The organism is Bradyrhizobium sp. Kon69 (assembly GCF_055807515.1).
This window is the reverse complement of sequence record NZ_JBVVOS010000007.1, coordinates 95,389-121,420: the sequence shown is the minus strand read 5'-3', so window position 1 is coordinate 121,420 and position 26,032 is coordinate 95,389. Positions and strand designations below refer to the sequence as shown.

At 65.7% G+C, this 26,032-nt stretch carries 28 protein-coding genes; 16 read left to right on the top strand and 12 right to left on the bottom strand.

Annotated features, from left to right (window positions below; all coding sequences use genetic code 11):
* Positions 1–83 precede the first annotated feature (83 nt).
* Both grpE and hrcA read right to left on the bottom strand, forming a co-directional pair.
* Complete coding sequence (gene grpE, locus AC0L3U_RS11825) at positions 84–698, bottom strand: nucleotide exchange factor GrpE (protein WP_007598484.1); 615 nt, start codon at positions 696–698, stop codon at positions 84–86.
* Between the two features lie 95 nt (positions 699–793).
* The gene (gene hrcA / locus AC0L3U_RS11820) at positions 794–1,882 is read right to left on the bottom strand and encodes a heat-inducible transcriptional repressor HrcA (protein WP_473361863.1); all 1,089 of its coding nucleotides are present in this window, start codon (positions 1,880–1,882) and stop codon (positions 794–796) included.
* A 181-nt stretch (positions 1,883–2,063) separates the two neighbouring features.
* Here hrcA and rph point away from each other — a divergent pair, with 181 nt between their 5' ends.
* The 3 genes from rph to hemW are packed head-to-tail and all read left to right on the top strand — an operon-like array spanning position 2,064 to position 4,625.
* A complete protein-coding gene (gene rph, locus AC0L3U_RS11815; RefSeq protein WP_027514789.1) occupies positions 2,064–2,777 on the top strand; it encodes a ribonuclease PH in 714 nt (237 codons plus the stop codon).
* Positions 2,778–2,788: 11 nt separating this feature from the next.
* The gene (gene rdgB, locus AC0L3U_RS11810) at positions 2,789–3,424 is read left to right on the top strand and encodes an RdgB/HAM1 family non-canonical purine NTP pyrophosphatase (RefSeq protein ID WP_473361862.1); all 636 of its coding nucleotides are present in this window, start codon (positions 2,789–2,791) and stop codon (positions 3,422–3,424) included.
* A gap of 16 nt (positions 3,425–3,440) precedes the next feature.
* Positions 3,441–4,625: a radical SAM family heme chaperone HemW gene (hemW, locus tag AC0L3U_RS11805; protein WP_473361957.1), complete on the top strand. Its 1,185-nt coding sequence runs from the start codon at positions 3,441–3,443 to the stop codon at positions 4,623–4,625.
* 101 nt (positions 4,626–4,726) lie between these two features.
* Here hemW and AC0L3U_RS11800 read toward each other — a convergent pair whose 3' ends face one another.
* Positions 4,727–5,980 (bottom strand): penicillin-binding protein activator, encoded by a 1,254-nt coding sequence (locus tag AC0L3U_RS11800; protein WP_473361861.1) that lies wholly within the window; start codon positions 5,978–5,980, stop codon positions 4,727–4,729.
* A gap of 345 nt (positions 5,981–6,325) precedes the next feature.
* On the opposite strand from AC0L3U_RS11800, the gene rsmI reads away from it, so the two are divergent.
* The 7 genes from rsmI (at position 6,326) to AC0L3U_RS11765 (ending at position 13,410) form a co-directional block, all read left to right on the top strand.
* Entirely contained in the window at positions 6,326–7,276 is a 951-nt protein-coding gene (rsmI, locus tag AC0L3U_RS11795) for a 16S rRNA (cytidine(1402)-2'-O)-methyltransferase (RefSeq protein WP_473361860.1), read from the top strand.
* Complete coding sequence (locus AC0L3U_RS11790; protein ID WP_473361859.1) at positions 7,263–7,664, top strand: YraN family protein; 402 nt, start codon at positions 7,263–7,265, stop codon at positions 7,662–7,664. The genes rsmI and AC0L3U_RS11790 overlap by 14 nt, the downstream gene beginning before the upstream one ends.
* 10 nt (positions 7,665–7,674) lie before the next feature.
* Entirely contained in the window at positions 7,675–8,619 is a 945-nt protein-coding gene (gene gshB / locus AC0L3U_RS11785) for a glutathione synthase (RefSeq protein WP_473361858.1), read from the top strand.
* Between the two features lie 372 nt (positions 8,620–8,991).
* Positions 8,992–9,795, top strand: a complete 804-nt coding sequence (cpaB, locus tag AC0L3U_RS11780) for a Flp pilus assembly protein CpaB (protein ID WP_456766941.1) — start codon at positions 8,992–8,994, stop codon at positions 9,793–9,795.
* Between the two features lie 10 nt (positions 9,796–9,805).
* A complete protein-coding gene (locus AC0L3U_RS11775) occupies positions 9,806–11,323 on the top strand; it encodes a type II and III secretion system protein family protein (RefSeq protein ID WP_456769770.1) in 1,518 nt (505 codons plus the stop codon).
* 66 nt (positions 11,324–11,389) lie between these two features.
* Complete coding sequence (locus AC0L3U_RS11770; RefSeq protein ID WP_473361857.1) at positions 11,390–12,124, top strand: CpaD family pilus assembly protein; 735 nt, start codon at positions 11,390–11,392, stop codon at positions 12,122–12,124.
* Positions 12,121–13,410: a CpaE/TadZ family protein gene (locus AC0L3U_RS11765; protein ID WP_473361856.1), complete on the top strand. Its 1,290-nt coding sequence runs from the start codon at positions 12,121–12,123 to the stop codon at positions 13,408–13,410. Before AC0L3U_RS11770 ends, AC0L3U_RS11765 begins: the two co-directional genes overlap by 4 nt.
* 23 nt (positions 13,411–13,433) lie before the next feature.
* Here AC0L3U_RS11765 and AC0L3U_RS11760 read toward each other — a convergent pair whose 3' ends face one another.
* Both AC0L3U_RS11760 and AC0L3U_RS11755 read right to left on the bottom strand, forming a co-directional pair.
* Positions 13,434–14,231 carry a tetratricopeptide repeat protein gene (locus AC0L3U_RS11760; RefSeq protein WP_473361855.1) on the bottom strand — a complete coding sequence of 266 codons (798 nt, stop codon included), beginning with the start codon at positions 14,229–14,231 and terminating at the stop codon, positions 13,434–13,436.
* An 80-nt stretch (positions 14,232–14,311) separates the two neighbouring features.
* Complete coding sequence (locus AC0L3U_RS11755) at positions 14,312–14,557, bottom strand: PilZ domain-containing protein (protein WP_007598461.1); 246 nt, start codon at positions 14,555–14,557, stop codon at positions 14,312–14,314.
* A 227-nt stretch (positions 14,558–14,784) separates the two neighbouring features.
* Here AC0L3U_RS11755 and AC0L3U_RS11750 point away from each other — a divergent pair, with 227 nt between their 5' ends.
* The 6 genes from AC0L3U_RS11750 (at position 14,785) to AC0L3U_RS11725 (ending at position 21,524) form a co-directional block, all read left to right on the top strand.
* Positions 14,785–16,323 (top strand): YifB family Mg chelatase-like AAA ATPase, encoded by a 1,539-nt coding sequence (locus AC0L3U_RS11750; RefSeq protein WP_456766938.1) that lies wholly within the window; start codon positions 14,785–14,787, stop codon positions 16,321–16,323.
* 53 nt (positions 16,324–16,376) lie between these two features.
* On the top strand, positions 16,377–16,718 hold the full coding sequence (locus AC0L3U_RS11745; RefSeq protein ID WP_473361854.1) for a hypothetical protein: 342 nt from the start codon (positions 16,377–16,379) through the stop codon (positions 16,716–16,718).
* 129 nt (positions 16,719–16,847) lie between these two features.
* Positions 16,848–17,315 carry a hypothetical protein gene (locus AC0L3U_RS11740; protein WP_456766936.1) on the top strand — a complete coding sequence of 156 codons (468 nt, stop codon included), beginning with the start codon at positions 16,848–16,850 and terminating at the stop codon, positions 17,313–17,315.
* 141 nt (positions 17,316–17,456) lie between these two features.
* The gene (locus tag AC0L3U_RS11735; RefSeq protein ID WP_473361956.1) at positions 17,457–19,679 is read left to right on the top strand and encodes a PAS domain-containing hybrid sensor histidine kinase/response regulator; all 2,223 of its coding nucleotides are present in this window, start codon (positions 17,457–17,459) and stop codon (positions 19,677–19,679) included.
* A gap of 101 nt (positions 19,680–19,780) precedes the next feature.
* Complete coding sequence (locus tag AC0L3U_RS11730; RefSeq protein ID WP_473361853.1) at positions 19,781–20,410, top strand: histidine phosphatase family protein; 630 nt, start codon at positions 19,781–19,783, stop codon at positions 20,408–20,410.
* A 55-nt stretch (positions 20,411–20,465) separates the two neighbouring features.
* Complete coding sequence (locus AC0L3U_RS11725) at positions 20,466–21,524, top strand: AI-2E family transporter (RefSeq protein ID WP_473361955.1); 1,059 nt, start codon at positions 20,466–20,468, stop codon at positions 21,522–21,524.
* Positions 21,525–21,583: 59 nt separating this feature from the next.
* On the opposite strand, the gene AC0L3U_RS11720 is transcribed toward AC0L3U_RS11725, so the two are convergent.
* The 7 genes from AC0L3U_RS11720 to AC0L3U_RS11690 form a co-directional block, all read right to left on the bottom strand.
* A complete protein-coding gene (locus AC0L3U_RS11720) occupies positions 21,584–21,823 on the bottom strand; it encodes a hypothetical protein (protein ID WP_473361852.1) in 240 nt (79 codons plus the stop codon).
* 105 nt (positions 21,824–21,928) lie between these two features.
* Positions 21,929–22,885: a type I pantothenate kinase gene (gene coaA / locus AC0L3U_RS11715; RefSeq protein WP_027514807.1), complete on the bottom strand. Its 957-nt coding sequence runs from the start codon at positions 22,883–22,885 to the stop codon at positions 21,929–21,931.
* Positions 22,886–22,905: 20 nt separating this feature from the next.
* Positions 22,906–23,232, bottom strand: a complete 327-nt coding sequence (locus AC0L3U_RS11710; protein WP_007598445.1) for a phosphoribosyl-ATP diphosphatase — start codon at positions 23,230–23,232, stop codon at positions 22,906–22,908.
* Between the two features lie 99 nt (positions 23,233–23,331).
* A complete protein-coding gene (hisF, locus tag AC0L3U_RS11705) occupies positions 23,332–24,108 on the bottom strand; it encodes an imidazole glycerol phosphate synthase subunit HisF (protein ID WP_007604055.1) in 777 nt (258 codons plus the stop codon).
* A gap of 10 nt (positions 24,109–24,118) precedes the next feature.
* A complete protein-coding gene (hisA, locus tag AC0L3U_RS11700) occupies positions 24,119–24,856 on the bottom strand; it encodes a 1-(5-phosphoribosyl)-5-[(5-phosphoribosylamino)methylideneamino]imidazole-4-carboxamide isomerase (protein ID WP_473361954.1) in 738 nt (245 codons plus the stop codon).
* Entirely contained in the window at positions 24,853–25,503 is a 651-nt protein-coding gene (gene hisH, locus AC0L3U_RS11695; protein WP_473361851.1) for an imidazole glycerol phosphate synthase subunit HisH, read from the bottom strand. Before hisH ends, hisA begins: the two co-directional genes overlap by 4 nt.
* Positions 25,500–26,030: a DUF2628 domain-containing protein gene (locus AC0L3U_RS11690; RefSeq protein ID WP_473288227.1), complete on the bottom strand. Its 531-nt coding sequence runs from the start codon at positions 26,028–26,030 to the stop codon at positions 25,500–25,502. Before AC0L3U_RS11690 ends, hisH begins: the two co-directional genes overlap by 4 nt.
* Positions 26,031–26,032 lie beyond the last annotated feature (2 nt).

The window sequence follows — 26,032 nt, the reverse complement described above, 5'->3', positions numbered from 1 at the left end:
TCGAAGGATAAAGGCCCCGCTGCAGCAGTTCGGCCTGCATGGTTCGAGACGGCGCTGACGCGCCTCCTCACCATGAGGATCGATCAGTTCGCTGCGCCGTTCGGCTCGTTGCTGTTGGCGGGCGCGGCCTTGGCGCCGCCCTTGGCGACACCGACCAAGGCGGGACGCAGCACGCGCTCGCCGATGGTGTAGCCGGCCTGCATGACCTGCACGACGGTGCCCGCGGGCACCGACGCATCGGGCACCTCGAACATCGCCTGCTGGAAGTTCGGATCGAACTTCTGGCCCAGGGGATCGAACTTCTTCACGCCGTGTTTTTCCAGCGCGCTGAGCAGCGAGCGCTCGGTCAGCTCGACGCCCTCGATCAGCGAGGCGAGGCCTGCATCGGCCGCCGCACGGGCTTCAGCCGGAACGGCATCGAGCGCGCGCTGGAGGTTGTCGGCGATGTCGAGCACGTCGCGGGCAAAGCCCGTGACGCCGTAGAGCTTGGAGTCCGCGACCTCCTTGGCGGTGCGCTTGCGCAGATTCTCCATCTCGGCCAGCGTCCGCAGCATGCGGTCGCGCGCCTCGGCGACTTCCTTCTGCAGGAGCTCGACCGAGCCGGGCTCGGGATCGTCGGGCATGATGTAGGGTTTTGACACCACGGGCTCGCCGGCCGCAGCACTCGTGTCTTCGGGTTGCCGGTCTCGATCGGTCATCGGCTCTCTTTTCGCATTCATCTCAGGGGTTTCTGGCCCGCATATCGTGCTTCGGGCGCCGAAAATCAAGCGCCCGTGATCGCGGGAGACGCCGGTCAGCCCCCCAGGAGCCGGCTGACGATGCGGGCAGCGTAGTCCACGGTCGGGATCACGCGGGCATAATTCAGCCGCGTCGGCCCGATCACGCCCAAAACGCCGACGATATGGCCGGCAGCGTCCCGATAGGGCGAGATGATGGTGGACGAGCCCGACAGCGAGAACAGCTTGTTCTCACTGCCGATGAAGATCCGCACGCCTTCCGCGGTCTCGGCCCGCCCGAGCAGGTCGATCACCCCGCGCTTGGTCTCGAGATCGTCGAATAGCAGGCGAACGCGCTCGAGATCTTCCAGCGCATGCAAATCCTCGAGCAGATTGGCGTGGCCGCGGACGATGAGCTGCCGGTCCTCGTTCTCACCGCCGGACCAGCTGGCAATCCCGGCCGAGATCACCTTATGTGTCAGCTGATCGAGCTCGGTGCGCGCCTCTCCGAGCGCGGTCTCGAGCTCCAGCCGCGCCTCGGCCAGGGTCCGGCCCCGGATCCGCGCATTGAGGAAGTTGCCGGCTTCGGTCAACGCCGAGGATGGAACTCCCGGTGGCAGCGCCAAGACGCGGTTTTCGACCTGCCCGTCCTCGCCGACCAGGATCACCAATGCCTTTTCCGGTTCCAGGCGGACGAATTCGATATGTTTCAACCGCGCATTGGATTTCGGCGTCAGCACGACGGCGGCCGCACGGGTCAGGCCGGAAAGCCGCGTCAATGCCTCTTCGAGCGCAGCCTCGACCGATTGCGCGTGGCCCACGGAGGTCAACTGGCTCTGGATCGCCTGCCGTTCACTGTCATTGAGGTCGCCGACCTGCATCAGGGCATCGACGAAGAAGCGCAGGCCGAGTTCCGTCGGCAGCCGGCCGGCGGAGGTGTGCGGGGCGTAGATCAGGCCGAGCTGTTCCAGGTCGGCCATGACGTTGCGGACTGAAGCGGGCGACAGCGGCATGGCGATCAGGCGCGAAATATTGCGCGAGCCCACCGGCTCCCCGGTCGCGAGATAGCTTTCGACGATTTGACGAAAGATGTCGCGGGAACGCTCGTTGAGCTGGGCAAGGCCCGCGCGCGGCGCGATCAGATGGATCGGATCGTGATGGGCCACAGACCGTAACTCCTCTCAGATACAGGTAATTTGTCTATCCCTGGGGCTTCTGACAAGCGTGGCGTTCGCGGATTGAAAATTGGGGGTGAATAAGGCTTCGATCTTCCCCCTTGCCGCCCACCCTCACCCCCCCTACAAGCACCGCCAACAGCCCTTTTCCGAGAGTTTTGGAGGATTTCCCATGCGGCCAAGCCGCCGTGCGCCCGACGAATTGCGCCCCGTGACGCTGGAGCGCGGCGTGGTCAAATATGCGGAAGGCTCGTGCCTGGTGAAATTCGGCGACACCCACGTGCTGGTCACCGCCACGCTGGAAGACCGCCTGCCGCCATGGCTCAAGGGCCAGGGCCGTGGCTGGGTCACCGCCGAATACGGCATGCTGCCGCGCGCGACGTCGGAACGCACCCGCCGCGAGGCCTCCGCCGGAAAGCAGAGCGGCCGCACCGTCGAAATCCAGCGCCTGATCGGCCGCTCGCTTCGCACCATCATCAATCTTGAAGCGCTCGGTGAGCGCCAGATCACGGTCGATTGCGACGTGCTCCAGGCCGACGGCGGCACCCGCACGGCCTCCATCACCGGCGCCTGGGTCGCCCTCGCCGATTGCATCACCTGGATGAAGGCGCGCAACATGGTCAAAGCCAATGTGTTGCGCGACAACGTCGCCGCGATCTCCTGCGGCATCTACAAGGGCACGCCCGTGCTCGACCTCGACTATGCCGAGGATTCCGAGGCCGATACCGACGCCAACTTCGTCATGACGGGTGATGGCCGCATCATCGAAGTCCAGGGCACCGCGGAACGCGAGCCGTTCACGGAAGCCGAGTTCCTGGCGTTGATGGCGCTGGCGCGCAAGGGCGTGGCGCGTCTGGTGGACTTGCAGAAACTGGCGGTAGCGTAGTCAATAAGCTGATGCATCGCCGAATCACCGGAAAGCTCGTCATCGCGACCCATAATCCCGGCAAGCTCGCCGAGATGAAGGAGCTGCTCGCGCCTTACGGCATCGATGCGGTCTCGGCCGGCGAATTAGGCCTTCCGGAGCCGGAAGAGACCGGAAACGATTTCCGCAGCAACGCCGCGATCAAGGCGATCGCGGCAGCGCAGGCGACGAAGCTGCCGTCTTTCGCCGACGATTCCGGCATCGTGGTCGACGCGCTCGACGGCGCGCCCGGCATCTACTCGGCGCGCTGGGCCGGCCCGAACAAGGATTTTGCCGCAGCGATCGCGCAGATCGAACGGCTGTTGCAGGAGCGTGGCGCGACCACGCCCGCCAAGCGCAAGGCGCATTTCGTTTCCGCGCTCTGCGTTGCATGGCCCGACGATCATGTCGAAGAGGTCGAGGCACGCGTCGACGGCACGCTGGTGTGGCCGCCGCGCGGCACCGCCGGCTTCGGCTACGACCCGATGTTTTTGCCCGACGGCCACAGCCGCACCTTCGGCGAGATGGAGAGCATCGAGAAGCACGGCCTGCCGCCGCTCGGTCTCGGCCTGTCGCACCGTGCCCGCGCCTTCGTGAAACTGGCGGAGATCTGCCTTGAGCCGCGCTAGAGCGTTTTCGAGCGAATTGGATACCGGTTCGCGCCAGGAAAACGCGTCAAAACAAGAATCCGAAGCCTTCGGCGTCTACGTGCACTGGCCGTTCTGCCTGTCGAAGTGCCCCTATTGCGACTTCAACAGCCATGTCCGGCACGCCGCAATCGACGAGCCGCGCTTTGCGTCGGCATTCGCGCGCGAGATCGCTGCGACCGCCGAGCGCGCGCCCGGCCGCGAAGTCACCTCGATCTTTCTCGGCGGCGGCACACCCTCGCTCATGCAGCCTGCAACCGTCGGCGCTGTGCTCGACGCCATCGGCAAGCACTGGACCGTGGCGAAAGACGTCGAAGTCACGCTGGAGGCAAACCCGACCAGCGTCGAAGCCACGCGCTTTGCCGGCTATCGCGCCGCCGGCGTCAATCGCGTCTCGCTCGGCGTGCAGGCGCTCGACGATGCCTCGCTGAAGGCGCTCGGCCGCATGCACAGCGCGCGCGAGGCCCTCGATGCCGTCGCCATCGCGCGCCGCTCGTTCGACCGTTATTCGTTCGACCTGATCTACGCCCGTCCCGACCAGACGCCGGCGATGTGGGCCGATGAATTGCGTCTCGCGATCGGCGAGGCGGCCGAACATCTGTCGCTTTATCAATTGACGATCGAAGAAGGCACGCCGTTCTTCGGCCTGCATCAGGCCGGCAAGCTGAAGACGCCGGATGAAGCGGTCGCACGCGCGCTCTACGACGTCACGCAGGAGACCTGCGACAGGCTCGGCCTGCCCGCCTACGAGATTTCCAATCACGCGCGGCGCGGCGCCGAGTGCCGGCACAATCTGGTCTACTGGCGCGGCGAGGAATATGCCGGCATCGGCCCCGGTGCCCATGGCCGGCTCGACATCGACGGAATCAGGCACGCCACCGCGACCGAGAAGCGTCCCGAAGCCTGGCTGATGCGGGTCGAGACCAACGGGCACGGCGTCGTCACCGACGATCTCCTCAACAGCGAAGAACGCGCCGACGAATTTTTGCTGATGGGGTTGCGCCTTGCCGAGGGCATCGATCCCGAGCGCTACCGCGCGCTGTCAGGCCGCTCGCTCGATCCCAAGCGCATCACGCTGCTGCGCGAAGAAGGCGCGATCACGGTGGATGCAACCGGACGCCTGCGCGTGACCAGCAGCGGTTTTCCGGTGCTGGACGCGGTGGTCGCGGATCTCGCGGCGTAGCGAGATCTCGTAGCCCGGATGGAGCGCAGCGCAATCCGGGACGGTCTCGCCACGCGGACAGAACCCGGATTGCGCTCCGCTCCATCCGGGCTACGAAGTGATCAAGCCCCAAAGCTCTTCGGCGAACCCGCGACCGCGACACCGCCGCCCGTCGTCACCTTCATCACCGCCAAGCCCCGCTCGTTGGTGCCGTCGGCGCGGAAGCGGAACAGGCCGTCGATGCCGGCGAATCCGGAAGGATTGGTGAGCACGTCGGACGAGAAGCGCGTGGTGCCCTGCGTGCGCGCGAGCGCGGCGACCAGGGCGACGGCGTCATAGGCGAGCGTTGCGGTGCGCACGGGCTCGGCGCCGTATTTGGTGCGATAGCGGCCGGAGAAGGCGCGGAAGCCGGCCGGATCGGGCGCGGCGTAGAGGCCACCTTGCAAGCTTGGGCTGGCATAGACGCGCGGACTGTCCCACAGGCCGGTGCCGAGCAGCTGGATATTGCGTAGATTCGCACCCGCCGCGCTCATCGCATCGGCGACCGAGACGACGGCATCGCCATCATCGGCGATGAACAGCGCATCGGCGCTGCCGAGCTGCTGCGCCACGGTCCGGGCCGGCGTGGCGCGATCGGCGCCGTATTTCTCGAACGCGACGATGCGCCCGCCGCGGCGCGGCACCGCCGCCTTCACCGCGGCCTCGACCACGTTGCCATAAGCATTGTCGGGCACGAGCACGGCGACGGAGCGCTTCCCGATGCTGCCGGAATATTCGACGATGCGGTTGACGTCGGACTCCGGCAGGAAGCTCAGCAGATAGACACCGCGGCCGGCGATGCTGGAATCGGTCGAGAACGCCATCACCGGGATGCCGCGCGTGCGCGCGATCTGCGCCACCGCAGGCACCGACTGCGCGAACAGCGGCCCCAGGATGATCTCGGCGCCCTCGTCGACCGCCTGCTGCGCACTCGCCTGCGCGCCCTGCGGGCTGCCATTGTCGTCCTTGATCAGGAGCTGAATGTTGGGATTCTGGAACTCGGCCAGCGCCATCTCGGCGGCATTGCGCATCGACTGCGCGGCGAGGCCGGCATTGCCGGATGCCGAGAGCGGCAGGATCACGGCAACCTTCACCCCGCCGGTGCCGGCAGTCGTCGCCTGCTGCGGCGGGCCGGCCGGTTGGGCCGGAGGCGGCGAGGAACTGCTGAACGGATTGGAGAACTGGCTGAGGCTCTGCTGCACGCCGGCGCAGGCCGACAGCAGCGGCGTGCCGAGCAACAGGCCGAGCGCGCTTCGCCGGGTCGCCCCTGACATCAGGGGGCCCTGAACGGGAGATTCCTCCGGAAAGGAGGATCTGGGATCACGTGGGCCCGTCATGACAGTTTCTCTTCTGACCGACCGTCGCCAGCCGGTCACGACATTCTTTCCACGACACCGGCCATGGATTCAGGCATATTGTCGGCAAATAGTTAACTCAAACAAAAGGATAATGCCCGCTTAACGCGGCTTCCTCTCAAGTTCTGGCTAGCTGTCCGCCGTCCGTCACCCAGCATCAAGGCGGCGTTTCCGCCGCGAATATGGCGCTGACGCTTCATTCCCTGGGGAATGTGATGCCGAATGGATCACATTCCAGTCCCTCCTCGCCCCTTGCCTCGCCCAGGCACGATCTTTTTCCGGGGACCGGTTCCCAGTCCCGGGGATCATGCCTAAGTTCGTCTGATTATGCGCGCAAAGCCGTCCCCGATAAATATGCCTGAGACTACGGAGCCCGCCTCGCGCGGTTTCTCCATCGACGCCCATCGGCTTGCGGCGCCGAAGGCCGCGCCGGGCCTGCATTTGGTCGCGACCCCCATCGGCAATCTCGGTGACATCACGCTGCGAGCGCTGCAAACCCTCGCCGGGGTCGATGTCATCGCCTGCGAGGACACCCGCATTACGCGGCGTCTGACCGAGCGCTACGACATCTCCGCGCAGCTCAAGCAATATCACGAGCACAATGCGGAAGCGGCCCGTCCAAAAATCCTGGAGCGGCTTTCGCAGGGCGGCTCGATCGCGCTGGTGTCGGACGCCGGCACGCCGCTGATCTCGGACCCCGGCTACAAGCTGGTGCGCGAGGTCTGCGCCGCCGGCCACGCCGTCTACGCGCTGCCCGGCCCGTCCTCGGTGCTGGCGGCGCTGTCGGTCGCAGCGCTGCCGACCGACCGCTTCTTCTTCGAAGGCTTTCTGCCGGCGAAATCGGCCGCGCGGCGGTCGCGCCTGACCGAGCTTGCGCGCATCGATGCGACGCTCGTGATGTTCGACTCCGGCAATCGCGTGCAGGACACGCTCGCCGAGCTCGCAGAGATCATGGGGACCCGCGAAGCCGCGATCTGCCGCGAGCTGACGAAACTGCACGAGCAGATTTCGCGCGCGACGCTGCGTGAGCTCGCGCGCGATGCCGACACGCTGGAGACGCGCGGCGAATTCGTGCTGGTGATCGCTCCGCCTGCGGCCGATGCCGAGATGCTGACATCGAATGCGCTCGACGACGTCCTGCGCGAGCAGCTCGCCGCGAACAGCGTCAAGGATGCGGTGGCGCATGCGGTCGCGCTCTCGGGCCGGCCGCGCCGCGAGGTCTATGCCCGCGCGCTTGAGCTTGCCAAAGATCTGCGGGGCGGCGATGGCGAAGAATGAGGCCCCGGCGGAACCGAAAATCGCCTCGCCGGAGCGGGTCGCCGCGTTCCGCACCGGCATCTCCGCGGAAAGCCGCGCCGCGGCCTATCTCATGGCCAAGGGCTACCGCATCCTCGCCAAGCGCTTCCGCACGCCGCATGGCGAGATCGACATCGTGGCCCGCCGCCGCAATTTGATCGCCTTCGTCGAGGTCAAGGCGCGCGCGACGCTGGACGATGCCGCCTTCGCCCTGACGCCGCGCCAACAGCAGCGCATCATCGACGCCGCGCAAGGCTGGCTCGTCGCGCATCCCGAGCATGCGGAATTCGAAATGCGGTTCGACGCCATGCTGATTGCGCCGCGGTCACTTCCACGCCATGTGTTGGCGGCATTCGACGCCTCGACCTGAAAGGCAGACCATGAAACTGAACGTCGCCGTCCAGATGGACCCCATCGCCCGCATCAACATCAAGGGCGATTCCACCTTTGCGCTGCTCCTGGAGGCGCAGAAGCGCGGCCACGGCCTGTCCTATTACACGCCCGACAAGCTCTCGATGGTCGGCGAAGAGATCGTCGCTCCGGTTCAGCTGCTCACCGTGCGCGACGAGCCCGGCGATCATTTCACCCTGGGCGAACCCAGGCGCGAGGCGCTCAACGGCTTCGACGTGGTGCTGCTGCGCCAGGATCCGCCGTTCGACCTCGCCTACATCACCTCGACGCACCTGCTCGAACGCATCCATCCGAAGACACTCGTCGTCAACGACCCCGCCTCGGTGCGCAACGCGCCGGAAAAGCTGTTCGTGATGAACTTCCCGCAGCTGATGCCGCCGACGCTGATCTCGCGCGACCTCGACGAGATCAACGCGTTTCGCGACAAGCACGGCGCCGTCGTCATGAAGCCGCTGCACGGCCATGGCGGCGCGGCGGTGTTCCGCGTGATGCCGCAGGACATGAATTTCGGCTCGCTGTTCGACATGTTCTCGGTGACATTCAAGGAAGCCTGGGTGATCCAGCAGTTCATCCCCGAGGTGAAGCACGGCGACAAGCGCATCATCCTGATCAACGGCGAGTTCGCCGGCGCGGTGAATCGCGTGCCGGCCGCCGACGACCTCCGCTCCAACATGGTGCGCGGCGGCGCGGCGCAGGAGACCGAGCTCACGCCGCGCGAGCGCGAGATCTGCGCCACCGTCGGCCCGGCGCTGCGCGAGCGCGGGCTGTTGTTCGTCGGCATCGACGTCATCAATGGCAACCTCACCGAGATCAACGTGACCTCGCCGACCGGCATCCGCGCCATCGCGCGGCTCGGCGGACCGGACGTTGCCGCAAAGCTCTGGGACGTGATCGAGCAGAAGCGGGCGAAGTAGGCATCGGCCCGTAGCTCGTAGCCCGGATGGAGCGCAGCGAAATCCGGGATCCCACGCCACATTCAACGGCCCCGGATTGCGCTGCGCTCCATCCGGGCTACGTGATGCATTCGCGGCATCACCTCACCCATCACTAACCACGCATTCACCATGACGCGGCGCGCATCATTCGAACGCACGGGCTGCGACTGCGTGAAACTACGGGGCCAGTGGCCGACCGGCTAACGCGACGTTCACCATCTGCCGAAAGACCACAGCGCGGCCGTCGATCGCATTCGGCCTCGCAACACCGCTTATACTTTTACTGCCTACTCATCGACACGGGGAACCCGCCAGGTGCGGTTCGAGTGCCCCGCGTAAGAGTAGAAGCGTATGAACACCGCACGCATTGTCGTTCTCGTCATCGCGCTGGGCGCCGGCGGCGTCGCTGCGTATCTGGCGAGCGGCTATGACAACAAGCCCGCACCCGTTCTCCCCGTCGCCGAAAAGCTGCCGACGGTCGAGGTCCTGGTCGCCAAGAACGACATCCAGCTCGGTCAAGCCGTAAAGCCCGAGGACCTGCAATGGCAGGTCTGGCCGGCGGCGACCGCGAGCAGCGCCTTCATCCGCCGCGACAACAGGCCCGAGGCGCAGATCCAGATCGCAGGCTCGATCGCGCGCGTACCGCTGATGCAGGGCGAGCCGATCCGCGAGCAGAAGCTGGTCAAGGCCGACGGCTCCGGCTTCATGGCCGCGATCCTGCCGTCGGGCATGCGCGCCGTCTCCACCGAGATTTCAGCCGAGACTGCCGCCGGCGGCTTCATCCTGCCGAATGACCGCGTCGACATCGTGCTGACCCGCCGCCTGAAGAATCCCGACGGGGCCGCCGGTAACGACCTCATCCTGTCCGAGGCGATCCTGACCAATATCCGCGTGCTCGCGATCGACCAGGCGCCGAAGGAAAAGGACGGCCAGAACGCCGTCGTCGGCAGGACCGTCACGCTCGAACTCAAGCCCGACCAGGTCGCCACGCTATCGGCAGCGCGCCAGGGCGGCACGCTGACACTCGCGCTGCGCAGCATCGTCGATGCCAACTCGCTCGACAGCACGCCCGAGGACCAGGCGAGCAAGCGGACCGGCGGGGTCAACGTGATCCGCTACGGCGTACAGGCGCGGCAACTGACGTCACAGAAGTGATGGGGATATGATGAACTTTGGGGATGATCGGACGGGCATGCGCATTCGGGGGAATCGCGCGCGCTCGGTCTGGACGGGGACGATGCTGATCCTGGGGCTGCTCGCAGCCCCCGATGTCGTCAGCGCCGCGGATGCGCCGGTCGGCGACCAGGCGCCCATGCAGGCAGCGGATCTCGATGTGTCGCCAGTCGGGACGATCGCACCGGCGAAGACGCGCTTCCTGTCGCTCGGCGTCGGCAAGTCCGCCGTGATCGACCTGCCGCGCGACGTCAAGGACGTGCTGGTCGCCGATCCCAAGATTGCCAATGCGGTGATCCGCTCGGCCCAACGCGCCTATATCATCGGCGGACAGGTCGGCCAGACCAACGTCGTGTTCTTCGCCGCCGACGGCCAGCAGGTGGCCGCCTACGACATCGCGGTGAAGCGCGATCTCAACGGCATGCGCACGGCGCTGCGTCAGTCGCTGCCGGGCGTGCAGATCGAGGGCGTCGGCGACAGCGTGATGCTCACCGGCTCGGTGTCGAGCCCGGTCGAGGCCCAGCAGGCCGGCGACGTCGCCGCCAAACTGGTCGGCGGCTCCGAGAAGGTGGTCAACAACATCGTCGTGCGCGGCCGCGACCAGGTGATGCTCAAGGTCGTCGTCGGCGAAGTGCGCCGCGATATCGTCAAGCAGTTGGGCGTCGATCTCAGTGCCAGCCTGAACGCCGGCACCGCGGTGGTGAACTTCAACAATTCCAACCCGTTCTCGGTCAGCGGCGGACCGATCGTCAGCAACAACGGATTAGGTGTCGCCGGCCTCACCAAGGGCTTCGCGACCGTCAGCGCCACGATGCGCGCGATGGAAAGCGCGGGCGTCATGCGCACGCTCGCCGAGCCGAGCCTGACCGCGATCTCCGGCGAATCCGCCACCTTCATCGCCGGCGGCGAATTCCCCATTCCGTCGGGCTATGCGTGCGATCCCGTCACCCACGTTTGTACCACCCAGATCACCTACAAGAAGTTCGGCATCTCCCTGAACTTCACCCCGGTCGTACTGAGCGAGGGACGGATCAGCCTGCGCGTCATGACCGAGGTGTCCGAGCTGTCGAACCAGAGCGCCATCACGGTCACCCAGGCGCTGTCCTCGAGCTCGACCAACTCGATCACCATCCCCTCGATCCAGACCCGCCGCGCCGAAACGACGCTGGAAATTCCCTCGGGCGGTTCGATGGCGATGGCCGGCCTGATCCAGCAGCAGACCAAACAGGCGATCAACGGCCTGCCCGGCGTCGACCAGGTGCCGATCATCGGCGCGCTGTTCCGCAGCCAGGACTTCGTCAACAACGAGACCGAGCTGATGGTGATCGTGACCCCCTATGTGGTGCGCGCGGTGGCTCAGAAGGAACTGTCCCGGCCCGACGACGGCTTCGCGCCGGCGTCCGACGCCCAGACGGCGCTGCTCGGCCGCATGAACCGCCTCTATGGCATCGCGCGCCGCGTCGATCCGATCGCGGGCACGCCCGGCGATTTCGGCTTCATCATCGACTGATGACGTACGGACGGCTTGGGGAACGGGGAAAGAGACGCAAGAGACGGGGCACGAGGGGATGAAGCGATGACGAAGACCATGGCCGATCGACGTCGCAAGTTGAGCGTCGCGCTGGCACTGACGGGGCTCTCCGTCATGCTGGGCGCCTGCAACACCACCGGCGAGGTCGTCACCCAGACGGTGCCGACCGACTATCGCCAGCGTCACCCGATCGCGGTCGAGGAAGCCAAGAAGTCGATCGTGATCTTCGTCGGCAAGGCTCGCGGCGGCCTCTCGGCCGCGCAGCACGCGGACGTCGCCGGCATTGCCCGGGACTGGGTGCGCGAAGGCACCGGCTCGGTCATCGTCGACATTCCCGTCAACGCTGCGAATTCGCGCGCGGCGGCAGCGACCTATCACGAGATCCGTTCCGTGCTCGCCTCCGGCGGCGTACCCGCGCGTGCCATCGTCCAGCATCCCTATCGACCCGAGGATCCCGGACTGCTGCCCACCATCCGTCTGAGCTATTCCCGGATCGCCGCGGTCGCGGGCCCCTGCGGGCTGTGGCCGGAAGATCTCGGCCCCTCCATCCTCGACCCCGGCTACAACGAGAACCGGCCCTATTTCAATCTGGGCTGCGCCAGCCAGCGCAACCTCGCGGCCATGATCGACAATCCGGCCGACCTCGAGCAGCCGCGGTCGGAGACGCCGGCCTATAACGCACGGCGCGACATGGCCTTCGAGCGCTATCGCAAGGGCACGCCGGTCGGGACCACCAATCCAGACGCCGACAAGGCCAAACTCAGCGACACAGGCAGATGACACGCGTCCACGACGAAGAAGCGGACGATCCGCAGCACCCCGAGGAACACATTGCGCCGGTTCCTCGCATCTCCGTGCAGGCGTTTTGCGAGACCGAGCAGACGCTCGCCGCGGTGACCGCGGCCGGGCAGGATCGCCGCCTCGCGAAGGCACACCTCACCGCCAAGGATGGTGGCCTAGCTGCGGCAATCGAAGTCTATGAAACGATGCCGACGCCGAACGTCATCGTGATCGAATCCGACGGCACGCGCGACATTCTCGAGGGCCTCGACGACCTCGCCGGCGTCTGCGACCCCGGCACCCGTGTGGTCGTGATCGGTAATCCCAACGACACCGCACCCTATCGCGAGCTGGTCCGCCGCGGCGTCAACGACTATGTGGTGGGACCGGTCGAAACGCTCGACGTCGTCCGCTCGATCTGCAGCCTGTTCTCGGCGTCCGAAACCATCATCACCGGCCGCGTCATCGCGGTGGTCGGCGCCAAGGGCGGTGTCGGTGCCTCCACCGTCGCGCACAATGTGGCCTGGACCATCGCCCGCGACCTCGCACTCGATTCCGTCGTAATCGATCTCGACCTCGCCTTCGGCACCGCCGGTCTCGACTACAATCAGGACCCGGTGCAGGGCATCGCCAATGCGGTGCTGTCGCAGGATCGGCCGGACACGGCCCTGATGGAGCGTCTGCTCTCCAAATGCACCGAGCGTCTCAGCCTCCTTGCCGCGCCTGCCACCCTTGACCGCGTCTACGATTTCGGCGCGGAGGCCTTCGACGCGGTGTTCGACACGCTGCGGATGACCACGCCCTGCATCGTGCTCGACGTTCCCCATCAATGGTCGGGCTGGACGCGACGCGCGCTGGTCAACGCGGACGACATCGTGATCGTGGCCGAGCCCGATCTTGCGAACCTGCGCAACACCAAGAACATGCTGAACGTGTTGAAGGCGGCGCGGCCGAACGACCGGCCACCGCTCTACTGCATCAACCAGGTCGGCATGCCCAAGCGTGCGGAGATCGAGGTCAAGGCCTTCGCCAAGACCATGGAGAGCCAGCCGATCGCGGTGATCCCGTTCGACTCGAAGCTGTTCTCGACCGCGGCCAACAACGGCCAGATGATCGCGGAGGTCTCCAAGAGCCACCGCACGACCGAGCTGTTCCAGAACATGGCGAACCGCCTTGCCGGGCGCGGCGAGGTGAAGAAGCCGAAGCGCTCGCTGCTCGGGCCGCTGCTGAAGAAGCTGAAGGGCAGGTCGGGGCGCGGATCAGCCCCGCATCGCAAGGCGATGTAACCAAGGCATCCTGACGCGCGCCGTTACTTCTCCGCCCGCTGCTGCTTTTTCACCAGCAACTGCCGCAGCGCCGTGACCTTTGCCGCCGCCTGATCCGGCGGCAGGTCCGCCTTCACGATGGTTTCGGCCTCGGCCTGCTTTCCTTCCAGTCCCAGCACGAGCGCGAGATTGGCGCGCACGCGCGAATCGGCGGGATTGCGCGCGTGCGCCCGGCGCATCGTTTCCTCTGCCCGCGGCAGATTGTTCTGCAGCATGTAGGACAGTCCGAGATTGGACAGCACCGACGGCTCGTCGGGCACGATCTTGAGCGCGGCGGCGTAATATTGCTGCGCTTCCTCGTTGCGGCCGAGTTGATCGAGCGCGGCGCCCTGCGCCGACAGGATATGCCAGTCGGGATCCTCGGGCGAATGCGCGCGACCGAGGACGTCGAACGCCTGCTGGAAACTGCCGCTGTCGGCGAGCGCGCGGCCGTAGCCGGCGAGCAGCGCCTTGTTACTGGAATGGGCGAGCACGGCCTGCTCCAACACCGCGAGCGCCTGCGCGCGCTGGCCGGTCTGGCGCAACGCCTTGCCGTATTCGAGCGCGACGTTGGGATCGCCAGGCTTGGCGCGATAGCGCTCGCGCAGCGCGTCCATGTCCGGCCTCACGTCCGGCTTGGTGTCGGACTTCGCGTCGGCCCTGCCAGCCGTTTCCGACTTTCCGCCGAGCGCGCCGGTAATGTCCTCGATGCCAGTGGTCTGACAGCCGCCAAGAGCCAGGATCAGAAGCGCGGAAAACAGATATCTCGCCGGAGGAGAGGCGACGGACAAACGCTTGGACATACTCTGATCACTCGGCGACTGATCAGAGATGCTTACCGATTAACGCTAAAGTCCCGTTAAGGCGGGGTGCTTCCGATAGCTCAGTCGGTGAATTCAGCGCCGAACTCGCAGCCGATGCGCCAGCGCAGGCGGCACTGGCGGGAATAGTCCGGCGCGAAGATGATGGTGAATTGCGGCGGCACTTCCAGAAATTCCGCCACCACTTTCACGCCGCCATCCGAAATATCGGTGATCGTGCAGTCCCGCGGCAGCGAACCCGCGCCAAAATGAATCTTGGCGAGCCGCGTGCACATCCGTCGTTCGCTTCTCCGGCGATTTGCAAGCATTTGAATTGTTCACCCGTTAGACCACGGCCCATCCCGCACCCCTAGGAGTAGCGGACATTCGTTGGGATGTGCTGAGCAGAGCAGCTTGCATTCGAGGCGTAGTGTCTCCGTCGTGTTTACGATCGGTTAGGGCCTCCCGGCCCCCTGAGTATGTTCCTGTATTGTTCTTGCAAGAGCCGGCCCGCTCTGCTACCCCTAATTGTGCAAAAGGGCAGGCTGGTTCGGGCATGGTTCAGCGGGTTTCTACCGTCGCCTTTGAGGGGATCGAGGCCCGCGCGGTCGACGTGCAGGTGCAGGTCGCGCCCGGTTTGCCGGCCTTCGCGATCGTCGGTCTCCCCGACAAGGCCGTGTCGGAGGCACGCGAGCGGGTCCGCTCGGCGCTGATCGCCTCGGGGCTGGCGCTGCCGGCCCGGCGGATCACCGTCAATCTCGCGCCCGCTGATCTGCCCAAGGAGGGCAGCCATTACGACCTGCCGATTGCGCTTGGGCTGATGGGGGCGATCGGCGCGATTCCCCCGGATGCGCTGACCGGCTTCACCGTTCTGGGCGAGCTTGGCCTCGACGGATCGATCGCGCCGGTGGCCGGTGTCCTTCCCGCCGCGATCGGCGCCAATGTGCGCGAGGAGGGGCTGATCTGTCCGGCGGCTTGCGGCTCGGAAGCGGCATGGGCGAGCCCGGACATCCAGATCATCGCCGCGAGTTCGCTGATCCAGATCGCCAACCATTTCAAGGGAACGCAGGTGCTGTCGCGGCCTGTGCCGAAGGTGCATGAAGCAGCAAGCTCGCCGCTCGACCTGCGCGACATCAAGGGCCAGGAGAGCGCCAAGCGGGCGCTGGAGATCGCGGCCGCCGGCGGCCATCACCTGCTCATGATCGGCGCGCCCGGCGCCGGCAAATCGATGCTGGCGGCACGGCTGCCCTCGATCCTGCCACCGCTGTCACCGGGCGAGTTGCTCGAGGTGTCGATGATCGCCTCTGTTGCCGGCGAGATCGAGGGCGGCGCGCTGACGGCGCGGCGGCCGTTCCGATCGCCGCATCATTCCGCCAGCATGGCCGCGCTCACCGGCGGCGGCATGCGCGCCCGGCCCGGCGAGATCTCGCTCGCGCATCAGGGCGTGCTGTTCCTCGACGAGCTCCCGGAATTCGATCCGCGCGTGCTGGATTCGCTGCGCCAGCCGCTGGAGAACGGCGAGGTCTCGGTGTCCCGCGCCAATCACCGCGTCACCTATCCCGCGCGCTTCATGCTGGTCGCCGCGATGAATCCCTGCCGCTGCGGCAATGCGTTCGAGCCCGGCTATGCCTGCAAGCGCGGCCGCATCGACCGCTGCACCGGCGACTACCAGGCTCGCATCTCGGGACCGCTGATGGACCGCATCGATTTGCGCATCGAGGTTCCCGCGGTGACCGCGGCCGATCTGATCCTGCCGCCGCCGGCAGAGGGCTCGGCCGAAGTCGCCGCGCGCGTGGCCGCCGCCCGCGACATCCAGCTCGCCCGCTACGCGGATGCCGGCCTGCCGAAGGTTCGCACCAATGCCGAAGCGCCGGCCTCGGTGCTGGAGGAGATCGCCAAGCCGGATGCGCAAGGCCAGAAGCTGCTGCGCGACGCCGCCGAGACCATGCGGCTGTCGGCGCGCGGCTATCACCGCGTGCTCCGGGTGGCGCGCACGCTGGCCGATCTCGATCGCGCCGACAAGATCGGCCGGCTCCATCTCGCCGAGGCCTTATCCTACCGCGCGCTCGCGGAGGATGTGCGCCAGCTGGCGTGAGCGATGCGCCGCCGCAGCTTTCTCAACAACATCACCATGCCCGAGATTGAATCATGACCGACGCCAATGCCTGCACCATCAGATTTGTTCGTGCATCCCAATATGCCGATTGGCTGAGGTCGTACGAGCTGTGGGTCAACGGGACCAGCGTTGGGAAGCTCGCACGCAACGACGTGTTGGAGATCACGCTGCCGGCCGGCACCTGCACGATCGATGCGAGCATTGATTGGGGCAGGAGCCAGCCGCTCGTCGTTCGCACCAGTCCCGGCCAAGCCGTCGAGATCGAGGTCAGGAACAGGTGGGGTGCCTGGGCGGCGCTGTGGGCGATCAGCTTTGGCAAAAACAGCTATTTGGTTCTCACTGAAGTCGAGCGAAAAACCAACAAAAGCGCCTAACCGACCGAGACTCTCATCCCCCGATACCGGCATCAACCCGGCGGTAACGAGTTTCCTTTACGCTCTGCAAACCATAAGGCCCATCAGTTCCCGCCACGAGTTTCCCCAGGGCCTGGCGAGTAGCGTGTCATGTTGCGTTTCAAGATCCTGGCCTCGGTTGTTCCCCTGTTGGCGGCCGCGGTGTTTGCCCGCAGTGAGATCGGATCGGTCTCGCATCCCTGCATCGCCCTCGGCGACACCTCGGTCGAGCTGACGTCGCTGTTCTGGACCGCTGGCGTGCATGTCGCCTTCACCGATGATCCCGCGCGCGCCACGGTGCGGGTTCAGATCACCGAGGATGCCGACGCTGCCGACTTCGCCGTCGTCGACGACGGCCCCGGTTCGGAATCGGAGTCCTGCCAGGCCAACCCCTCGACGCGCCTGATCTCGATTGCCGCGCACCCCGTCGATGGCGGTCAGGTGATCTATCTCTCCAGCGAGGGGCCGGCGGATTACCGCGTCTATGTGCGCTCGAAGACCTTCTCGCAGCGCGAGGCGGCGGCGCTGATCGTCGGCGCCCGCGGCGGCCACCGCCATCTCCAGGCCGCTTCGCTTTGAACCGCCTCGCTCTGCGCCGTTAACACCTCGTCAACCCTGTTTGGAGGCGGTCGCAGGGCCTCAAACTGTTCGCAAGGTCGACGGCACATCGTCGTTGACAGCGAGCACAGCGTTTTTACGAAAAGAGTCGGGTCGGTGGCGATGGATCGGACGTTCCGGATCAAGGTGCGCATGCGCCGCTTCAGGCGACAGTACCCAAAAATCGCCTTCGCGATCCGCTCCATCATGATCTTCTCGGCGACCTTCGGCGGCGCCTACGGGTTTGTCTCCGGCAGCCGATCCGAGACGTCCGGCTACGATCCCAATGCGTTTGCGATCGGCGTCAGCTTCCTGTTCGCGCTCGCCTGCCTCGGCCTCGCCACGCTCAGCATGCGCCTGCGCTTCGTCAACAAGCGGATGCGTGCGCTGGCTGCCCACAACGAAACGCTGATCGACCGCAATTGGGAGCTGAAGGAAGCGGAAGAACGCGCTCGCAGCCTGTTCGAACAGCAGGGCGATCTGATCGTGCTGCGCGACACAAGCGGCCGCATCACCTTCGCCAACGACGCCTATTGCGCGCTTGCCGGACAGGCGCGCGGCGCGCTGGTCGGCACGCGCTTTGATTTCGACGTGCTGGAGCAGGGCGACAGCGCCCGCGAGAGCAACGGCACGCGCATTCACGACCAGAAGATCGCGACCCCGCTCGGCGCGCGCTGGATCGCCTGGCGCGAAGGCTATGTCCGCCTCGACGCCGGCCAGCCCGCCGAATTGCAGAGCGTCGGACGCGACGTCACCGACCGCACCGAGACCGAGCGTGCGCTGTCCGAGGCCCGCGATCAAGCCGACGCCGCCAACCGGGCCAAATCGCGCTTCCTGGCGATGGCCTCGCACGAGATCCGCACGCCGCTCAACGGCATCATCGGCATGGGCGGGCTGCTGCTCGACACCACGCTGACACCTGAGCAGTCGACCTACGCCAGGGCCGTGAAGACCTCCGGCGAAGCGCTGATGGCCCTGATCGAGGAGTTGCTCGACTATTCCAAGATCGAAGCCGGCAAGCTCGATCTCGAGCAGCGTCCCTTCGCGCTCTCGGCCCTGATCGAGGACATCACCGAGCTGCTCGCGCCGCGCGCGCAGGCAAAGCAGCTCGAGATCGCCGCCTATGTCGACGAGCGACTGCCGCTCGAGGTGGTCGGCGACGCCGCGCGGCTGCGCCAGGTGCTGCTCAACCTCGCCGGCAACGCCATCAAGTTCACTGCCAGCGGCGGCGTTGCGCTGATCGTCGAGCCCGGCATCTGGCCGAACGAGATCAGCTTTCTGGTGCGCGACACCGGCATCGGCATCGCAGCCGACGCGCAACAGCGAATTTTCCGCGAATTCGAGCAGGCCGACGAACGCGTCGCCCGCACCTATGGCGGCACCGGCCTCGGTCTCGCCATCAGCGAGCGCATCGTCAAGCGCATGGGCGGCCGCATCACGCTCACGAGCGAGCCGGGCAAGGGCGCGACCTTCGAGGTCGCGGTACCGCTGGCGTCATCCGCCGTCGGCGCGGAACAGATAGCGTTCCCGAGTCCCGATCTCACCGGCAAGTCGATCCTGCTGATCGCCGACGGCATCGAAGCCTCCTTGATCGCGCGGCGGCTGGAGCGCTGGGGCGGCCAGACCTGCATGGTGACGGACGCCGCGGTGGCGGAAGCGCTGCTGCCGGAACGCTCATGGCATTCGGTGCTGATCGATCGCGCGCTGGGCGCTGCCATCGCCGACCGCCTCGGCGAGGCCGCACGCAGCCATGCGACCCAACGGCTCGTGCTGCTGACGTCCGGCTCGCGCCACGAGAAACTCTCGCCGGCATTCACGGGCTTCCTGGTGAAGCCGCTGCGCGCGGCCTCACTCGCCGCACGCCTCTCGCTGCCCCCGGAGGTCGCCTCGCCCGATCTCGCGCCGGAGCCGGCCCCATCCCCCGGCACGGTACCGGCGAAAGGCCTGTCGGTTCTCGTCGCCGAGGACAACGAGATCAACGCGCTGTTGATGCGCTCGCTGCTGACGAAACTCGGGCACCGCGTCGTCATCGCGATCAATGGCGAGGCCGCGCTGGAATCCTGGCTCGGCGCGTCATCGGCCGGCACGCCCTATGATCTCGTGCTGATGGACATCCAGATGCCGCAGCTCGACGGCATCGAAACGACAAAACGGATCCGTGCGCATGAGGCAGCTAGAGGCGGCCACCACACGCCGATCCTCGCGCTCACCGCCAATACGCTGGTGGAAGATCGCTACGCCTGCTTTGAAGCGGGCATGAACGGGTTTCTGATCAAGCCGCTCGATCGCGAGAAGCTGGAAGAGGCGCTGGCCGGACTGGCGGCGGCGCGGCAGTTGGCGATTTGAGCCGGATCCATAGGAACCCGATCTCGGCCGGCAATCGACAATTGAAATCGACCGCGTCGCGCGTCACCATCCTCTGGGGCATATGAACAGAGGAATTTCGCATGAACGTGCTGTGTCGCCTCGCCTTCGTGATCCTTCTCTGTGGTTCCACTCAAGCCACCGCGGCCGATAGCTCGCAACTGATCGCCTCGCTCAAGCAAGGCGGCTACGTGCTGGTGTTTCGCCACACCGCCACCGATGACAGCCAAAAGGATGTCTACCCTTTCAAGTTCGACGATATGAGTGCCCAGCGTCAGCTCAGTGAAAAGGGCCGCGATATGGCGCGTCAGATCGGGACGGCCATCAAGGAACTCGCGATCCCGATCGGCGATATCTACACCAGCAGGCTGAACCGCGCGATCGAGGCGGGCAAGCTCATCTCCGGCCGCGAGGTCAAGCCGGTCGACGCGTTGACGGACAGCAGCAACGCGAGTGCGTCGGGCATGGCAAATCCGACCGGTGCAAATGCAAAGGCGGGTCAGGCCGTGCGGCAGCTCGTCGACGCGCCGCCCAAGGCCGGCGCAAACACCTTCCTGGTCACCCACAAGACCAACATCGCCGATGCCTTCGGCAAGGATGCCGGGGACGTGCAGGAAGGCGAAGCTTTCGTCTACAAGGCCGGCGGCTCGGGTCCCGCAAGCTTTGCAGGACGCATCAAGTTCGCCGACTGGACCGCGAAAGCAGACAAGTGACGGTCCGGACTTCGGGTCCGGATCATGCTCTGGCAACAGAAGGGCTGGCGAACACGTGAGAACATCGGAAGACCGCTCATTCCTCATCTTGCTTGCCGCGATCTCCCTTGCGTTCGGGTGGGTGCTTTGGCCGTTCTCCGGCGCGTTGTTGTGGGCCACGCTTCTGGCGATCATCTTCGCGCCACTCTATCGACGCGCCCTGGAAACGCTTCCGGGAAGGCGCAACCTTGCCGCATCGTTCACTGTCGTCGTCGTGATCGTCATGGTCCTCATCCCGGTGGCGGTCGTCATCGCCTCGCTCATCGACCAGGGTGGGGAGCTATATCAGCGCGCTCAGAGTGGGGAGATCAGTTTCGCCCATCCCCTGCAGCAGCTGAAATCAGCGCTGCCCGCCTGGGCTGCTTCCCTTTCGGATCGCCTGGCCGGCATCGATTTTTCGGCCCTGAAGGAACGTCTGTCGAGTCTGGTCGTCCCTGCCGGCCAACAGCTGGCGGGGCACGCCATCAACATCGGTCAGTTGACGCTGGAGTTCGTCGCAAGCTTGCTCGTGATGTTGTACCTGCTGTTCTTCCTGCTCCGCGATGGTGACGAGCTCAACGCACGGATCCGCGACGCGCTTCCGCTGCGGCCGAGCCACACCACCGAGATTCTGAATGCGTTCACCCTCGCGGTTCGCGGGACGATCAAGGGGATCGTTCTCGTTGCGCTGATTCAGGGAGCGCTTGGCGGGCTGATTTTCTGGGTGCTCGGCTTGACTGCCCCGCTGCTGGCGGGCGCCCTGATGGCGCTGCTCTCGCTTCTGCCCGTGCTCGGCTCCGCCCTGGTTTGGGTTCCGGTCGCGCTCTACCTGCTTGTGGCAGGCTCAGTCACGAAAGGGATCATCCTGCTCGCCTTCGGGATCTTCGTGATCGGTCTTGCGGACAATTTTCTCCGTCCGATCCTGGTCGGTCAGTCGATCCAAATGCCGAGCTATATGGTGCTGCTCGCCACCGTAGGCGGCCTTGCGGCTTTCGGAGCGAACGGGTTCGTCATCGGCCCACTCGTCGCCGCGATGTTTCTCACGGCGTGGCACATCTTCATCGGCTCGAAAGCGCGACAGGAGGTCCGGAACTGATCGTCATGTCGAGCTACTATCCGGCGGCCAGCCGCGCCGAATCCGGCCACCCCTGAATGCTACGCGGCGTAGGCAGCAAACCGCGGCGCGGACAGCTTGGCCGGCGGCGCCGGCGTGCCCTTGAACTTGGTGTCTGCCTGGGCCGCGCGCTTGCAATGCGGGCACACGAACAGATGCGCGATGATCGGGGTCGGCTCGTCTGCCAGCAGCTCGGAACGGAACCACTTCATCTCGATATGGCAATCCGGGCAGGTCGGTGCTTCCAGCTGCTCGGCAGCGCTTCTGAGACGATCAACCATGGGGCCCGTGTGCGTTTCCGAAAGCCATAACCAAATACCCCTCGCCGGTCTGCAACAAAAGATACTCAGCCCGAAATTTAACAAGGGCTGCGTTCATCAAGGCTGTTACAGCCGCCTGAGCGCCACGCTCGACACCGTGTGGTCGGCGCCCTTCTTCAGGATCAGGGTCGCGCGGGGGCGGGTCGGCAGGATGTTGTCCTCGAGATTGGCGAGGTTGGTGCGTTCCCAGATCGCGATCGCGGTGGCGGTGGCTTCCTCGTCCGACAACAGCGCGTAGCGGTTGAAGTAGGATTTTGGATTGGTGAACGCGGTGTCGCGCAGCGACAGGAAGCGCCTGATGTACCACTGCCGCAGCGCGGCCTCGTCGGCGTCGATATAGACGGAGAAATCGAAGAAGTCGGAGACCACGGGCACGGCCTTGCCGTCGCGCGGCAGCTTGCCGGTCTGCAGCACGTTGACGCCCTCGACGATCAGGATGTCGGGTTGGTCGATCTCGGCCCATTGGTTCGGCACGATGTCGTAGGTCAAATGCGAATAGACCGGCGCGCGCACATGGCGGCGGCCGGCCTTGATGTCCGAGAGGAAGCTGAGCAGCAGCGGCAGGTCGTAGCTCTCCGGAAAACCCTTCTTCTGCATGATGCCCTGCCGCTCCAGCACGGCGTTGGGATACAGAAATCCGTCGGTGGTGATCAGCTCGACCTTGGGACGCGGCGACCAGCGCGCCAGCAGCGCCTGAAGCACGCGGGCCGTGGTGGATTTTCCAACCGCGACCGAACCGGCGACGCCGATGATGTAGGGCATCTTGCGGTCGCGGATATTGAGAAACTGGCGCTCCGCGTAATAGAGCCGCTGCATCGCATCGACATAGATCGACAGCAGGCGCGACAGCGGAAGGTAGATGTCCTCGACCTCCTGCAAGTCGAGGCGGTCGTGCAGCGAGCGCAGCCGGTCGAACTCGCCCGGCTCCAGCGTCATCGGCGTGTCGTCGCGCAGTCGCGACCACTCCTCGCGCGTATAGACGCGGTACGGATTATACTGCTGCTCGGGTGCGCGGATATCCATGACGCGACTCTCCACCTCGGCTAGCTGCCGCCCTTGCGCGACGCCTTTTCTTCCAACCCTGACATATTGGTCCGCTTGTCCAATGCGGCCTCGACCTCTTCCAGCTTTACGCCGCGGGCCTTGAGCAGCACAAGGAAATGATAGAGCAGGTCGGCGCCTTCGGCGATCAGATGCGCGCGATCGTTTTCGACTGCTGCGATTACGGTTTCGACTGCTTCCTCACCGAACTTCTTGGCGCAATGTTCGGCGCCCTTGTCGAGGAGCTTGCGGGTATAGGACGCCTCGCCACCCGCCGCCGCGCGGGCGTCGATGGTCTCGGCCAGATCGTGGATCGTGAAACGCGGCATACAAATACTCGGAAAACGCGCCTCGGCCGGTATTGGCCGTCTATCCGGCGGGATAAGCCGTCCCCACCGATGATGTAGCATTTTTAGGGACGGGAGTCGTCAGGCATCGAGGCGCATGGGCAGCCCGCGCCGGGACATGTGCTCCTTGGCTTCGCGGATGGTGAATTCCCCGAAATGGAAGATCGAGGCGGCCAGCACGGCGGTGGCGTGGCCGTCGCGAATACCGTCGACGAGGTGATCGAGATTGCCGACGCCGCCCGAGGCGATCACGGGAACGGGAATGCTGTCGGCGATCGCCCGGGTCAGCGGGATGTCAAAACCCTGCCGCGTGCCGTCGCGGTCCATCGAGGTGAGCAGGATTTCGCCGGCGCCGAGCGAGACCACCTCCTGGGCGTATTCGATGGCGTCGATGCCGGTCGAGTTGCGGCCGCCATGGGTGAAGATCTCCCAGCGCTCCCCGCCACCGGCGCGCTTGACCCGCTTGGCGTCGATCGCAACCACCACGCACTGCCCGCCGAATTTCTCGGCGGCTTCCTTGACGAACTCGCGCCGTGACACCGCGGCGCTGTTGATCGAGACCTTGTCTGCGCCCGCGCGCAGCAGAGTCTTGATGTCGTTGACCTCACGCACGCCGCCGCCGACGGTCACAGGCATGAAGCAGGCTTCAGCGGTGCGCCGGACCACGTCCAGCATGATGCCGCGATTCTCATGAGTCGCGGTGATGTCGAGGAAGGTGAGCTCGTCGGCGCCGGCTGCGTCATAGGCGATCGCCGCTTCGACAGGGTCACCGGCATCGCGCAAATCGACGAAGTTGACGCCCTTGACGACCCGGCCGTCCTTGACGTCGAGGCAGGGGATCACGCGCACCTTGAACATGTGTCAGCTCCTAGGCGGCGCGCGCGTTGCGGATCAAGGTGAGGGCGGCGGCCGGCTCGAGCCGGCCGTCATAGAGCGCGCGGCCGGCGATCGCGCCAGCGAGCTTTTTGGCGCGCGGCGTCAGCATCGCCTTGACGTCCTCGATCGAGGCAAGGCCGCCGGACGCAATCACGGGAATCGAGATCGCATCCGCCAGCGCAATCGTTGCATCGAGGTTCAGGCCCTTGAGCAGGCCGTCGCGCGCGATGTCGGTGAAGATGATGGCGGCGACGCCGGCATCCTCGAAACGCCGTGCGATCTCCAGCACCGTCACCTGCGAGGTCTCGGCCCAGCCCTCGACCGCGACCTTGCCGTCACGTGCATCGAGCCCGACCGCGACGCGGCCGGGGAATTTCCTGGCGGCAGCCTTCACCAATTCGGGGTCGCGCACCGCGGCGGTGCCGATGATGACACGGGTGATGCCCTTGTCGAGCCAGGCCTCGACAGTCGCGAGATCGCGAATGCCGCCGCCGAGCTGCACCGGGATCTTGATCGTCTTCAGCATCGCCTCGACGGCCTGCGCATTGACCGGTTTGCCGGCAAACGCGCCGTCGAGATCGACGACGTGGAGATACTCAAAGCCCTGTGCGACGAAGCTCTCGGCCTGCGCGGCGGGATTGAGATTGAACACGGTCGCGCGCGCCATGTCGCCCTGTTCGAGGCGCACGCATTGGCCGTTCTTGAGGTCGATCGCGGGAAAGAGAATCACGGTTTCCATCGCAAAAAGTTCGAGATCAGCGCCAGGCCAAAGCGCTGGCTCTTCTCGGGGTGAAACTGCGTCCCGATGGCCGTGTCCTTGCCGACGATCGCGGTGACCGGCCCGCCGTAATCGGCGCGCGCGAGCACGTCCGCCTCGTTGGCGGCGTTGAGGTGGTAGGAGTGCACGAAATAAGCGTGCTGGCCCTTGGGGCCGAGCGGCAGCCTGTCCAGCACCGGATGCTCGCGCAGCACATCGAGCGTATTCCAGCCCATGTGCGGGATCTTCAGCCTCTCGTCGTGCGGCGTGATCTTCTCGACGTCGCCGCCGATCCAGTTCAGGCCTTGCGTGATGACATGCTCCTTGCCGCGGGTGGCGAACAGCTGCATGCCGACGCAGATGCCGAACATCGGCCGCGCCTTGACCCGCACCGCTTCGGTGATCGCCTCGACCATGCCGTTGACGGCATCGAGCCCGCGCCGGCAATCGGCAAAGGCGCCGACGCCCGGCAGCACCAGACGGTCGGCGCTGTAGGCCTGGTCCGGATCGCTGGTGACGAACACCTTTTGCGGATTATCCATGCTGCGCGCGGCGCGCTCGAACGCCTTGGCGGCCGAATGCAGATTGCCGGAACCGTAATCGATGATGGCGACGCTCATCTTGACCCTCCCGGTTCTGGAAACAAACCAATGATGCCACCCGCCGGCATCGGCGGCGGATTGGAGAATTGCTGACCCGGCACGTTGCGGGTCGGCGGCGGGCCGCCGCGATCGACGGCCCATTGATCGTTGACGATGCCGCGCTGCTTCTGGCTCCAGCGCTCGAAGAAGCGGCGCTCGGCGGTGTCCTCGTCGTCGGAAATCACCACGTCGAGCTGCCGCCATTTTCCGCGCGACAGCGTCCAGCGGCGCAGGCTGGAGGCCTCGAATCCCATCAGCAGCGCGACGATGATGTCGGCGAAGAAGATCGAGGAACGGCCGACGCCGAGGCTGGACAGCCCGACATTGAAGGCGGCAACGAAGATCAGCCAGCCGATCAGCGCCAGCCACAGCCGATTCCACAGCAGCCAGAACGGTCCGAAGATCATCGCCCAGAAATGGAAGCCGTCGCGCACGAAGACGAACTTGTCGGTCGCGCGCAGATCGGCTCCGGCAGGTGAGGGAGCATGAACTGTGTAGACGGACATGG